This window comes from Paenisporosarcina macmurdoensis (genome assembly GCF_042658845.1).
Lineage (GTDB): Bacteria > Bacillota > Bacilli > Bacillales_A > Planococcaceae > Paenisporosarcina > Paenisporosarcina macmurdoensis.
On record NZ_JBHSRI010000018.1, the window covers coordinates 298,003 to 311,517 of the forward strand.

At 38.1% G+C, this 13,515-nt stretch carries 14 protein-coding genes; 13 read left to right on the forward strand and 1 reads right to left on the reverse strand.

What is annotated here, in order from left to right; all coding sequences use genetic code 11:
- The first annotated feature begins 6 nt into the window (after positions 1 to 6).
- The 6 genes from ACFPYN_RS11250 to ACFPYN_RS11275 all read left to right on the forward strand — a co-directional run bounded on the left by ACFPYN_RS11250 (position 7) and on the right by ACFPYN_RS11275 (position 4,060).
- Positions 7 to 444, forward strand: coding sequence for an NUDIX hydrolase (locus ACFPYN_RS11250; RefSeq protein ID WP_377734224.1), 438 nt, complete (start codon positions 7 to 9; stop codon positions 442 to 444).
- Between the two features lie 68 nt (positions 445 to 512).
- Positions 513 to 1,028: a DinB family protein gene (locus ACFPYN_RS11255; protein WP_377734226.1), complete on the forward strand. Its 516-nt coding sequence runs from the start codon at positions 513 to 515 to the stop codon at positions 1,026 to 1,028.
- A gap of 119 nt (positions 1,029 to 1,147) precedes the next feature.
- A complete protein-coding gene (locus ACFPYN_RS11260) occupies positions 1,148 to 1,897 on the forward strand; it encodes a hypothetical protein (protein WP_377734227.1) in 750 nt (249 codons plus the stop codon).
- Positions 1,898 to 2,258: 361 nt separating this feature from the next.
- Positions 2,259 to 2,561 carry a GNAT family N-acetyltransferase gene (locus ACFPYN_RS11265; RefSeq protein ID WP_377734228.1) on the forward strand — a complete coding sequence of 101 codons (303 nt, stop codon included), beginning with the start codon at positions 2,259 to 2,261 and terminating at the stop codon, positions 2,559 to 2,561.
- 77 nt (positions 2,562 to 2,638) lie between these two features.
- On the forward strand, positions 2,639 to 2,989 hold the full coding sequence (locus ACFPYN_RS11270) for a DUF6176 family protein (protein ID WP_377734229.1): 351 nt from the start codon (positions 2,639 to 2,641) through the stop codon (positions 2,987 to 2,989).
- 129 nt (positions 2,990 to 3,118) lie between these two features.
- A complete protein-coding gene (locus ACFPYN_RS11275) occupies positions 3,119 to 4,060 on the forward strand; it encodes an MBL fold metallo-hydrolase (protein WP_377734231.1) in 942 nt (313 codons plus the stop codon).
- 63 nt (positions 4,061 to 4,123) lie between these two features.
- Here ACFPYN_RS11275 and ACFPYN_RS11280 read toward each other — a convergent pair whose 3' ends face one another.
- The gene (locus tag ACFPYN_RS11280) at positions 4,124 to 4,969 is read right to left on the reverse strand and encodes a hypothetical protein (protein ID WP_377734232.1); all 846 of its coding nucleotides are present in this window, start codon (positions 4,967 to 4,969) and stop codon (positions 4,124 to 4,126) included.
- 150 nt (positions 4,970 to 5,119) lie between these two features.
- On the opposite strand from ACFPYN_RS11280, the gene ACFPYN_RS11285 reads away from it, so the two are divergent.
- The 7 genes from ACFPYN_RS11285 (at position 5,120) to ACFPYN_RS11315 (ending at position 13,467) form a co-directional block, all read left to right on the forward strand.
- Positions 5,120 to 6,604, forward strand: a complete 1,485-nt coding sequence (locus ACFPYN_RS11285; RefSeq protein WP_377734233.1) for a phytoene desaturase family protein — start codon at positions 5,120 to 5,122, stop codon at positions 6,602 to 6,604.
- A gap of 174 nt (positions 6,605 to 6,778) precedes the next feature.
- On the forward strand, positions 6,779 to 8,032 hold the full coding sequence (locus ACFPYN_RS11290; RefSeq protein ID WP_377734234.1) for a Y-family DNA polymerase: 1,254 nt from the start codon (positions 6,779 to 6,781) through the stop codon (positions 8,030 to 8,032).
- Positions 8,033 to 8,223: 191 nt separating this feature from the next.
- Positions 8,224 to 9,978, forward strand: coding sequence for an ABC transporter transmembrane domain-containing protein (locus ACFPYN_RS11295; protein WP_377734235.1), 1,755 nt, complete (start codon positions 8,224 to 8,226; stop codon positions 9,976 to 9,978).
- Positions 9,978 to 11,756 (forward strand): ABC transporter ATP-binding protein, encoded by a 1,779-nt coding sequence (locus ACFPYN_RS11300; protein ID WP_377734236.1) that lies wholly within the window; start codon positions 9,978 to 9,980, stop codon positions 11,754 to 11,756. Before ACFPYN_RS11295 ends, ACFPYN_RS11300 begins: the two co-directional genes overlap by 1 nt.
- Before the next feature lie 122 nt (positions 11,757 to 11,878).
- A complete protein-coding gene (locus tag ACFPYN_RS11305; protein ID WP_377734238.1) occupies positions 11,879 to 12,589 on the forward strand; it encodes a cytochrome c biogenesis CcdA family protein in 711 nt (236 codons plus the stop codon).
- Between the two features lie 37 nt (positions 12,590 to 12,626).
- Entirely contained in the window at positions 12,627 to 12,947 is a 321-nt protein-coding gene (locus ACFPYN_RS11310; RefSeq protein ID WP_377734239.1) for a thioredoxin family protein, read from the forward strand.
- Position 12,948: 1 nt separating this feature from the next.
- Positions 12,949 to 13,467 (forward strand): CcdC family protein, encoded by a 519-nt coding sequence (locus tag ACFPYN_RS11315; RefSeq protein WP_377734241.1) that lies wholly within the window; start codon positions 12,949 to 12,951, stop codon positions 13,465 to 13,467.
- The last annotated feature ends 48 nt before the right edge of the window (positions 13,468 to 13,515 follow it).

Genomic DNA, 13,515 nt, shown 5'->3' on the forward strand with positions numbered 1-13,515 from the left:
GGATTTTTGTTTATTGTCAATGTAGAAGGTGCTATTTATAAAGACGAAAAGTGGCTTTTAATAAGACGTAGTGAAAAGGAAGAACACGCAGGGGGTACACTTTCCCTTGTTGGTGGAAAGGTAGATTACGAAGGATCTTCATCAGATATTTTAGAAAGAACTTTGATTAGAGAAATCTATGAAGAAGTAGGTATAGAGGTTTCAAACCTTAGATATGTTAATAGTTCTTCATTTGTTACGGAATTAGGAGGTCATGTTGTTGACATTGTTTTTCTCTGCGATTACCAATCTGGTGAAGCATTTGCGAAGAGTCCTGATGAAGTAGATGAGGTTCATTGGATGTCTACGCAACAAATTTTAAATGATGATGAATTACCGATTTACTTAAAGGAAAATATTAAACTTGCGGATAGAAAAGTAATTCAGGAGTTATTAAAGAGCTAAATAATACGATTTTTAATACTCATACATTAAAATGGTGTAATTAGTCATAGAAACTAGGAGGACACACAATGTGGACAAAACCATCAAATGAAGAATTCCCCGCTTATTTTGGAAAGTATATTGATTTAGTTTCTGAAGGCTCTTTAGAAGATACTCTTATCAAACAACTAAAGGACACAACTGCATTCCTTTCAAACATTTCAGAAACGCAGGGAAATTATCGTTATGCAATAGATAAATGGACCCTCAAAGAAGTAATTGGTCATATCACAGATACGGAACGAATCATGAGTTACAGGTTGCTTCGCATAGCAAGAGGAGATCAAAGTCCACTAGCTGGCTATGATGACGAGCAGTATGTAAAAGAAGCAACATTTCATTCCCGCTCCTTCCCAGATTTACTTAAAGACTTCTCTGCCGTAAGACAATCCACAGTTTCACTTGTGCGTAGTTTGCCTGAAGATGTTTGGTCTAGAAAAGGAATCGCAAACAACAGCGAAATTTCAGTAAGGGGTTTGGCATACATTATTGCTGGACATGAGCTTCATCATGTGGAAATCATCAAGGATAAGTATGTAGTATAGCTGATAAAATAGATTCAAAAACTGAGCCACAAGCGGAAGCTTTCCCGCTATATCTAAAGCTGTAATAAAATACTAATCATTTGTGAGGGAATATGCGAAACGAAACAGTAAGTCTCATCATGAGAAAATTAATCACAACGATTATTGCTACAATTATCTTCTCGATCGTGTTAGCTTCTGGAAGCCTGATTGGAAATGATTTAGATATTGTATATAACCAAGGAAGCAATTTTATTGGTTGGTTTTTTATTTACTTTCTGTATATAGGTGTAATTATCTTAATCTACGGTAATTTGGTTTCTGTAGGCATAGAATTTGTGCAAAGAAAATGGTTTCAAAAGCACGATTGGCTTTATATTTTATTGCACAGTATTTTCGGGTTAGTTAATGGTGTGATTTTTCAAGAAAGGACCCTAGCCTTTTTTGGAGTGTTAGCCGCTTTATTATACGCATGTATAGATAGATGGTTATTTAAAAAAGAATTAAATAGCACAAGTGTAAAAATGCTTATTGTTTTACCTATTATTTCACTGTTCTTATGTTGGGGTTATTTTCAATTAATTTCTCCTCCTATGCCTCCGTTTACAAAAGAAGATGCCGTTGAATTTGCTACAGACGTAGAAGGAACAATTGAAAATGCTTTTCCTAAGGAAATTGGCAAATGGCAGGGTACAATAGATGGATTTCAGGTCGAAAGAGAGACCGATGTAATTGAAATAGAAGATGAAATTTATATTGTTACGTTTAAGGAAGACTGGAGACACGGCACGCGAACTGGTTTTTGGTCATCTTCCTTTAAAGTAGAACGCGGAACTTTATCTGCTACAGGTGAAAAGGGCATATTGCCTGCCTACTATGAAGAGAACTAAAAAAATAGTAAACGATAAGATATGTTCATTCCAGCGCAAGTGTCGATCTATAAGGGGCTTTTCGCTTTTCTTTTCATAAATCAAAGCGATACCGGAGTATCATTGAGCTGCTCAGTTGCAGCTCTTTTTTTATCTGAAATTATGTAAAGAGTAAAATAGAACGGGTGAAGGGAAAATTAAACTGCTTGTCGAATTACATTTTATATTATGGGGAAATGTGGAATATACATGATTGAGAGAGCAACAGAAAAGGATAAAGAATTCATAGCGACTAGGGCTGCTGAATCTGCAAGTGAAGGTGCTCAGCAACCAATAAGTGCCGAAAAGGCATACAGTATGTTTGATTCTATAGTAAACAAAGGTGGTTATTATTTTAGTCTATCGAAATACAGACAGTTCAATTGCTGGTTGGATTTTGCTCGGTGAAAATACGGATTATTTTTCGGATAAGAAATTTGGTTTCATTTATGATGTTTATGTCTTACCGGAATATAGAGGTAGAGGAATATCAAAGGAGTTTATACAAGAAGGAATAAGCACGTTAAAAACATCTGGCTTTGAAGAAGTTGTTCGTTTAAATGTATTTGCTACTAATTATGCTAAAGAAATATATAAGAAGGTAGGATTCAAAGATCTAAACTCCATTATGACTTTATCTATTTAAATTAATATCATTACACCCAGTGCGTTTACTAACAAGTATGGCTGCTTGCTAATAACATAGAAAATGAGGGAATGAAAATGCCTCCTACAGTAGAACTCACAAGATTTAAGGTTAAAGAAGGTAAAACAGAAGCAGTTGATCAATGGATGAAGCTTTTAAATGATAATATGTCTAGTGTTTTATCGACACTTAATGATGAAAAGATGTACATAGAGACGATTTTCCGTGAAGAGATTGAAGGTAATGAGTATCTTTATTGGTATTCTGTTCAGGGAAAAGGTGGGATTGAGGTTCAAGATTCAGATCACGATATCGATAAACAGCACTTGGCATATTGGAAAGAATGCATTGACCAAGATTTTCGGCCAATTGACTTGAAAACTGAAGTGGTTATGATTCAAGAAAATATACTCGCCGCGATAGAGTAACAGAAATTTATAAAAAGTTTGGCTTCAAAGATCTAAACTCCATCATGGCTTTATCTATCTAATTCAATCTCAATAGTAAGGAATAATTAAGTTAATTATTGATCTTCAGAAGTATAAAGGAGATATCTCATGACTAAATCGTTTGTGGAAACAGAATATTTCACATTGAATTGCCTTTCTGAAGGAGTGTATGCAGCCATTGCAAAACCTGGACAAGGCGCATGGAGTAATGCCGGGATTGTGGACTTGGGGGGTGAGTTGCTAGTGTTTGATTCATTTAGTACACCTTCAGCTGCTCAGATGTTAAGGCAACAAGCCGAAGTGATGACAGGGAAGAAAGTGAAATACCTCATAAATAGCCATTATCACGGCGATCATGTATTTGGAAATCAAGTTTTTGAAGACGTAACGATTATATCTACGTCTTTAACAAAAAAATGGTTTGAAGACCATAATAGTTTTATTGATGTGGCAAAAGAAATAGAAGAAATGAATCAATATCTTGATAATTTAAAAAATCAGTTAGAATCAACAATTGATCCTGTATTGAAGTTCAGTTTATCAAATCAATATGCGGAAATGTCCAAAGTGTTAGACGAGTTACCTCATCTGAAAATGGTTTTTCCTTCACTTGTTTTTGAGAAGCTTTTAGTTATCCAAGGCTCAATGCGAAACGTAGAATTACATTGTCTTGGAGGAGGCCATTCGCCTAGTGATACTTTTTTGTATCTGCCTGCAGAAAAGATTGCCTTCATGGGTGACATCATCACAGAAAATCTTCATTTACCTATCTATAATCCAGATGAATTTTTAAGCATTTTAAATGAAGTGAAAACAATTGAAATAGAAACTGTCATACCAGGCCATGGAGATATTGGTACTCTGGAATTAAGTGGTACCATGGTGAATTATTTGTCATTTTTGATTAAGAAGGTAAAGGAAGCACTTGATAACGAAGTATCCTTAAATGACTTTATTGCAGAATTCATCACACCAAGTGAATATGCCAACTGGAAAGGTATGAATGGAATCAACCGGAACCTAACTACTTTATATAATTTCTATAGGTAGTAGGCTGTTCAGTATTGAATTGTGAAAACTAAAAATAAGTGAACCTAATATCATCAGGTTCACTTATTTTTCATTTATAGAATTTGCAATATCGACTAATACTTCTTTTGTAACCGTATTTGAGATTCTCTTATCCACCAATAATGTATATTGCCACTTATCTTTTTCGAATACCAGTACATCAAGGGGTAATTTGGTGCTGTAAATTGCTGCGCTTCCATCCTTTAATTTTATGGTGTGATCAATTTTTTCATCACTGATTTCTAATTTGTACTGTACTGGCCTAACTCGTATTTGATAATGATTTTGTCCGACATGGTCATTCATATAGGCTATTTCAAATTCATCATTTTCTTTTCCAAAAGAGTGATTCAATCTGCCAAAGTTGTGAGTGAAAGTAACTGGAGGTAGTTGGGTGGGCAAAGTAATGTCACGTTTAAAATAATCATTACTTTCTTGCAGGGCTTTATTGACTTCCTTATACCCAATTTCTAACAAACTTTTTTCAAGTGAATTTACATTTGTTTTAATCTTATTGGCACTTGAAGGAATTTGAAGATTAACTGCAACTGAATAATCTTTAAAAATGGTTTCTTGTGCTAATTCATTTGCTATTTCTTTAATGTCTTTTTCAATTTTATTTAGATATTGTTGGTTACCATTAACTCGAATTCGGATTTCTTTAATTTGATAACTGATTCCTATTGCTGATATGTCTATATTTTTCTCCTCTTGAAGTTTATTCTCTATTTTTTGGGTTAACTTACGGGTAGTGTTCAAGAGAACTTCATCGGAGACTTCTTTCTCATCTTTAGAAGTCTGTATTATTTGATTTGACGTTTCAGAAGGTAGTGTTGATTGAAAGAAGAAATTAAAAAGCACAACAAAAGTTAGACCTATTATTTTCATATATGTAACCTCCAGTGTTTAGAAATCACCTTATCATTCCCTCATTTTTGTTATCTATGCTAATTTAATAAACGAAAGCAGCAGTGTGCCCATTGAAAGTTGTAAAATGCCGCTTTCTTTTCTCATAATAAAGAAAAGGAGGGATGGCGCATGAACAAACACATACTCGTCGTTGGTGCTGGAATCGGTGGGTTGACCGCCGCTTCGCTATTAGCTAAACATGGAGAAAACGTGACACTTCTTGAATCGTCATCTGAACTTGGTGGATGTGCGGGGAAGTTTAAACGACATAATTATGTATTTCCTGTAGGTGCAACTCTTGGTATGGGATTAGAGCCAGGTGGCATTCATGAACGGGTATTTCGATATCTAGAAAAGCCAATGACATTACAACCTCTTGATCAAGTCATGCAAATGGTACACCCGCACGCAACGTTCACCTTTTATAAAGATCGCGCACAACATGTTGAACAGATGACCAGCCATTTTCCGCAAGCCTCACAAAATATCACAGCGTTTTATCGTGAAATTTATCAAACTGCTGCGACTGTGCGTACCTTGATGGACCGTTTGCCCGTCCTCCCGCCAACTACCGCAAAAGAATGGCTCTATTTAATTGGCTCACTGCAACCTAAACACATAAGATTACTGCCATATTTTAATCAAACTTTAGAGAAGAGGCTACGTGTCCATGGACTATCAAAGCTGCCCGAGTTTCGTCATATGATAGATGGCTTATTAATTGATAGCATGCAAACGGGTAGTGAGGATGTATCTTATTTACTCGCAGCGATTGCACTCGATATTTACCATGAAGGCGCTTATTATGTACCAGGCGGTTTGTATCAATTAGCAGAAAAAATGGGAGAAAGCTTTATTGAAAACGGTGGTACTCTCAAAAAACGTCGGACAGTTAAGAAGCTCGAACGAAAAAATAATCAATGGAGAGCAACGGATCACCGAGGCAATACATATGATGCACAACACGTGGTATTGAATGTGCCGATTCACCAATTACCGAACATTCTAGCACCAGACTTGTTGCGACAGTTAAAGAAACCACTGCGTGAAGGAATGACGACACCAACATGGACGACGTTGGCGTTGTATATTGCAGTGGACTGGAGAAAGCTCCAAGCGCCACTTCCACCTTTTCGGCAAATATCACTTGATGGTGAACAAGGACTTGCGGAAGTAGGACATTTTTTCATGTCAGTGTCAACTCCTGCAGATTCATTGAGAGCACCAGAAGGCATTCAAACCATTACGATTTCCACGCATTCGGAGGCGCATCGCTGGGATACAAAAGAAAAATATGATGCGGTACGTGACGAATTAAGTGAACGCATGCTCGAAGCAATCGAAAAAGTGATTCCTCATATTAGGCAAGCAATCGTTCATTTCGAAACGGGTGCACCAAAAGGATGGGAACGCTACACAGGTCGTCCAAACGGCTATGTCGGTGGATTTCCTCAAACACTGAAGTCTTCTCTATTTAATTCCATCTCTCATCAATCGGGGCTAGAGAATCTGTATGTATGTGGCGATCATATTTTCCCAGGTGGAGGGACAATTGGCGCAGCGACAAGTGGAATTCACGCCGCTCGATCCATATCAGGTGAGCGACTTATCTAAAGGTTCAAAGTGTTCGAGTTTCTCGAACACTTTTTTCTTATGGTTTTCAACACCTAATAGAGCTCACACAAGTAATTGAAAATATTTTCCACCCATTGATTAAGAACATTCGTTCGGGGTATAATCATGATAAGGGAAAAGAACGTTTGTTCGTTTTTTAAGGAGGAGAACACCATGTATGAAAAATACCCAGATCGAAAAATCGTCTGTCTCGATATGCGTAGCTTTTACGCCAGTTGTGCAGCAGCGGATGAAGGGCTTGACGTGATGAAAATCCCGATTGCGATTATTGGCAATCAACAACAAAAGGGAAGTGTCGTTTTAGCTGCTTCGCCCCCATTAAAAAAAGAGTTTGGTGTAAAAACAGGGACGCGTTTATATGAAATCCCTGATCATCCGGACATTCGAATAATCGAACCGAAAATGGGCTTTTTTGTACGGATGTCTATGGAAATTACGCGATTGCTTAGTGAGTATGTGCCGAAAGAAGCGATTCATGTTTACAGTGTGGATGAAAGCTTTATCGATTTAGCTGGTACGGAGCGGCTGTGGGGACCAATTGAACAAACCATCCAGCGCATTCAAGACGATTTGCTAGAAATGTTTCAATTACCGTCTGCGATGGGCATGGGACCGAATATGTTGATGGCGAAGTTAGCACTCGATATAGAAGCGAAGAAAACAGGCTTCGCTCGTTGGACCTATGATGATGTGCAAACCAAGTTATGGCCAATATCCCCACTTAGCGAAATGTGGGGTATCGGGTCTCGAATGGAAAAAAACTTAAATGCCATGGGGATTTTTTCAATCGGAGATTTAGCAAAGACCGAGTTAACAACACTCGAATCGAAGTTTGGCGTGATGGGAAACCAGTTGTATCACCACGCCTGGGGAATTGACTTATCAGAACTAGGTGCTCCCATTATCGACGGGCAAATTAGTTATGGCAAAGGGCAGATTTTATACCGAGATTATCGGAAAACAGAAGATATTCTAGCGGTTGTACTTGAAATGACCGAAGACGTGGCGAGACGTGCGCGTGAAGCGGGAAAAGTTGGGCGCACCGTTCACCTCGGCGTTGGCTACAGCAAAGATACTTTTGGGGGAGGATTTCATCGGTCTCTGTCAATGGAAGAAGCCACAAATGACACGATGAAAATTTACAAAATATGCGTGAAATTGTTCCACGAACATTTTGATGATCGACCGGTTCGGCGTTTGTCGGTGACCTTATCGAACATGGAACCTGAGCATTCTATGCAGCTCAGTCTGTTTGAAGCGGAAAAATGGCGCAAACGCAAGCTCGGTTCCGCCATGGATCACATTCGTAGTAAATATGGTTCAACGGCTTTACTACGCGCAGTTTCCTATACAGATGCAGGAACAGCTCGAGCTCGTGCGAAATTAATCGGAGGACATAAAGCTTAATAAATGAGGGGGAAGCTCGGTTACATGAATTGGATGTAACCGATTCATGTAACCGAGCAATTTTCACTATAAACGAAATAAATGTGAAAACTATTTCTTAACCCGAATTATTTTCATTTCGTATCTTCTCTAAATTCCGAACATTTGCTAAACTAATAAAGGCTGAAAAAAAGAAATCGGGGGATAGTTGCGTGAAAGTATTTTTAGATTTATGGTGGTTTTTTAAAGAGAGAAAGAAACAGTATATCTTCGGTATCGTAATGCTGATGGTTGTTGCGTTTTTGCAACTGCTGCCACCTAAAATAATTGGTTACGTCGTCGATGAAATTCGACTAGGTACCTTAACAGGCGAAGCGCTTTTTAAAGTGTTGCTATTGCTTGCTGGTGCGGCAATTGCCATGTATATCATTCGTTATTATTGGCGCATGCTGATTTTTGGTTCAGCAATTTTGCTCGCACGCCAATTGCGAGCTCGTTTATTCCGGCATTTTACTCGCATGTCACCACGATTTTATCAAAAGCGACGTGTCGGCGATTTAATGGCACATGCGACCAATGATTTATCAGCGGTTCAACAAACAGCAGGAGTGGGTGTCTTAACGCTCGTGGATTCACTAGCAACAGGAAGTTTTGTTATAGCCGCAATGGCGATAACAATCGACTGGAAATTAACACTAATTGCCCTTATTCCAATGCCCATTATGGCGTATTTAACGAATTACTACGGCAAGCAGCTACATAATCGTTTTCACTTTGCCCAAGAAGCGTTCTCGAACTTAAACGATAAAACACAAGAAAGTATTTCAGGAATAAAAGTCATCAAAACATTTGGCCAAGAAAAAGAAGACATTCAAGACTTTGTCCAGTTATCAGATGATGTTGTAGAAAAAAATATTCATGTAGCGAAAATAGATTCGTTATTTGACCCTACGATTTCTGCAATTGTCGGTGTTTCATTTTTCCTATCCATACTATTTGGTGCACGATTCATTGTTGCAGGCGATATGACAATTGGAGATTTAATCGCCTTCACTGCGTATTTAGGTCTACTCGTCTGGCCGATGCTCGCTTTTGGCTGGTTGTTTAATATTGTTGAGCGAGGTCGTGCTTCTTATGACCGGATTCGTGCGCTTCTTGCTGAACCAGCAGATATTGACGATGCGACACATGCACTGGATATCAAAGCACAAGGTGACTTAGAGGTTCATATCGATGAGTTTAAGTTCCCAGATGATGAGCGTGCAGCACTAAAAAATGTTCACTTCACATTAAAGCGCGGGGAAACTTTAGGTATCGTAGGGAAGACTGGCTCTGGTAAAACGGCCATTCTAAAGTTATTACTACGCGAATTTGAAGGGTATGATGGATGGATTACATATGGTGATCATTCGATCAATTCATACAAAAAAGAACGTCTACGTTCTGCGATCGGGTATGTACCGCAAGATCACTTCTTGTTTTCAACGACCATTGCTGGCAATATCGCATTTGCAAATACCAGTGCTCCACTTGAAGATGTTTATGAAGCATCTCGGCTTGCACACATTCATGAAGACATATTAAATTTCACCAGTGGCTATGACACCATAGTTGGTGAACGAGGAGTGTCTTTATCAGGGGGACAAAAGCAACGTATATCAATTGCTCGTGCGTTGATGATGAAACCTGAATTATTGATTTTAGATGATTCCTTATCTGCTGTAGATGCTCGAACAGAAGAAGCGATACTTGAGTCTTTGAAAGCATCTCGTGTAGATGAGACGACCATTATTACAGCTCATCGACTTAGTGCGATTCAACATGCACATCAAATCATCGTACTGCATGAAGGTACCATTGTTGAAAAAGGTTCACATGAAGAACTCATGAAAAGACAAGGACGTTACTATGAAATGTATCAATTACAACAACTTGAAGCACTTGTCGAAATGGGAGGTGAGGCATAATGGACCAACAGCCGAAGCTAACCGGTAAAGATCAAAATATTATTTTAAGAAGACTCGTTTCTTATTTGAAACCCCACAAAAAAGTAATTATTTTCGCCTTATTCCTACTTGGACTTACCGTTATTGGAGACGTATTTGGCCCGATTTTAATCAAAACGTTTATCGATGATTATTTAACCGTTCGAAATTTCCCTCAAGGACCACTTATTGGACTTGCGAGCGCTTATATTTTTATTCAAATATCCAATGTGTTTATTAGTTATTTCCAATTGCTGAAATTCCAAGAGATCGCACTAAAAATCATTCAGCAAATGCGCATTGATGTTTTTACAAAAGTACAGAACCTCGGCATGCGTTATTTTGACAAAACGCCTGCAGGGAGTATCGTATCTCGAGTAACCAATGATACGGAAGCAATAAAAGATATGTTCGTCAGTGTCTTAGTAGGCTTTGTACAAAGTGCCTTTTTAGTTGTTGGTGTGTACATTGCGATGTTTATATTAAATGCAAAATTGGCACTCGTTACACTAGTGCTATTGCCGATCCTGTTTTTAATTATTAGCACATATCGACGCTATAGTTCCGTTTTTTATCAGGATTTACGTGAACGGTTAAGTCAATTGAATGCCAAACTGGCGGAATCATTGCAAGGAATGTCCATGATTCAAGCATTTCGACAAGAGCCACGTTTAAAAGATGAGTTCAACGACATAAACGAACAGCACTGGGAAGCTGGCAAACGCAATATCAAAATGGATAGCTTGTTGCTTAGACCAGCGATTGATTTGGTGTATGCACTTGCATTGATCATGTTGCTCAGCTATTTCGGAATCACTTCGTTCAATAATACGATAGAAGTTGGGGTCATCTATGCCTTTGTCACGTATATTGACCGATTCTTTGAACCAATTAATCAAGTGATGCAACGTTTATCGATTTTCCAACAAGCCATTGTTGCTGCATCACGTGTCTTTAAATTGCTAGATGAAGAGGAACTTGTACCGGCTCAAGGCAATACAAACGCTCGCATTGAAGCTGGAAAAATTGAATTTAATAATGTGACATTCTCCTATGACGGTCAAACGGATGTTTTGAAAAACATTTCCTTTACTGCGAACCCTGGAGAAACAGTGGCATTGGTCGGCCATACGGGGAGTGGAAAGAGTTCAATTATCAATTTGTTGATGCGATTTTATGAATTTGAACAAGGTGATATATTAATAGATGGACATTCGGTAAAAAACTATAAGGCGCAAGAGTTACGCGAAAAAATGGGACTCGTTCTGCAAGATCCGTTCTTATTTTTCGGGGACATTGAAAGCAATATTCGCTTGCACAATCAAGCGATGACTGACGAAGAAGTTCGAGCTGCTGCTGAATTCGTTCAAGCCGATTCCTTCATTAATCAGTTGCCAGACGGTTACAAACAAAAAGTCACAGAACGGGGCTCGACATTTTCAAGTGGTCAACGCCAACTCGTTGCATTCGCCCGTACGATGGCAACCGACCCGAAAATTTTAGTGCTTGATGAAGCGACGGCAAACATTGATACTGAAACAGAAGTGGCCATTCAATCTAGTTTGGAAAAAATGCGTCAAGGACGAACGACGATTGCCATTGCACACCGTTTAAGTACGATTCAAGATGCTGAACTAATTCTCGTTCTTCATCAAGGTGAAGTCGTCGAACGTGGTAATCATCAACAATTACTTGCTAGCAAAGGGCTCTATCACAAAATGTATTTACTGCAAAACGGTATTGTTGAAGAAACCGTATAAACATAAAAGAGGACACAATTGTGTCCTCTTTTGTTCAGACAAAAAAATGTCACAGGCAATAATGAAGTTATTTGACTGATTATTTGTTACGATGTTAGAAGAATTGTAAAGGAGCGAACTTAATGACCACAGATATCAATTTATTATTGGCATTTGGAGCAGGTTTTCTAAGCTTTATCTCGCCGTGTACTTTGCCATTATATCCAGCATTTCTTTCTTATATTACAGGTATGACGTTAGATGAATTGAAGACAGATCGCGGTGTTTTGCAAAAACGTGGAATGCTACATACGCTATTTTTCTTACTCGGTTTTTCATTTATCTTTATAGCGTTAGGTTTTGGAACAAACTTTGTTAATACGGCGTATATTCAATATCAAGATGTCATTAGACAAATTGGTGCTATTTTTATTGTGTTATTTGGTTTAATTGTTATAGGCGTTTTTAAACCAGAATTTTTAATGAAAGATCGAAAATTACAATTTAAAAATAGACCATCGGGTTATTTAGGAACTATAGTCATTGGTATGGCATTTGCAGCTGGATGGACTCCTTGCACAGGTCCTATTTTAGCATCTGTTTTATTCCTTGGAGCAACAAATCCAGGCTCTGGTGTATGGTATATGGTAGCTTATATATTAGGATTCGCAATTCCGTTCTTCGTCTTATCATTCTTTATTACACGTATGAACTGGATTCGAAAACACAATGCGAAAATCGTCAAAATTGGTGGTATCATCATGATAGCAGTCGGTATTTTATTGTTCTTTGACGGCATGACGTTCATTATCCGAATATTAAGCCCGATTTTTGGTGACTTCCAAGGGTTTTAACAAGTAAACTATTGGTAAGAAAGAGATGGTGTTGAAGATGAAATCCATAACAAAATATGAGCAATGGAAAGAAATCGTTGAACACGAGAAACATCTCTTACTATTTGTGAAAACGACTAACTGCTCGGTATGTGAAGGGCTATTTCCACAAATCGCAGTACTCGAAAATGATACAACCATTCCTTTTTATGTTGCAAATGCAGCAGAAGTACCTGAACTAGCAGGGCAACTCAGTTTATTTACAGCACCTGTGGTCATTTTAATAAAACAAGGTAAGGAATACGCCCGGTATGCTCGGTTTGTTCCTGTACAAGAAGTAATAGAAAAACTACATGAATTAATGAAATGGGAGGAATAGCATGTTTGAACAAATTCCTTCGCAGTGGATCGTCATTGGATCAACCATAATGGCAGTCGTTATGGGAACTCTTGTTATGACGGTAAGAGCAAAGTCGTCAAAAAAGCCAGTAAATGCTAAGAAAATTATTTTACCACCACTTTTCATGTCGACGGGTGCATTCATGTTTGTTTTTGAATATTTCCGAGTAGCTCCGATGCAAATTGTAGAATCAATTGGAGTGGGTCTTCTTTTTTCTACCGTCCTAATTTGGACATCTAGATTTGAAGTGAAAAACGGGGACATTTATTTAAAACAATCAAAAGCCTTTGTTTTCATTTTAATTGGATTATTGGTTGTCCGATTAATTGGTAAAATCATATTAAGCTCGACCATTGATGTCGGTGAGTTAAGCGGCATGTTTTGGTTACTTGCCTTTGGTATGATTGTACCGTGGCGCATCGCTATGTTGCTTCAATATAAAAAGCTCGAAAAAACAATAGAGGGAAATTCCACACAAAAGCCGACCTATACTTCATAAGGTCGGCTTTTTCTTTGTTCTTTAGTTTAAACAGAAAAGCTAAACAGA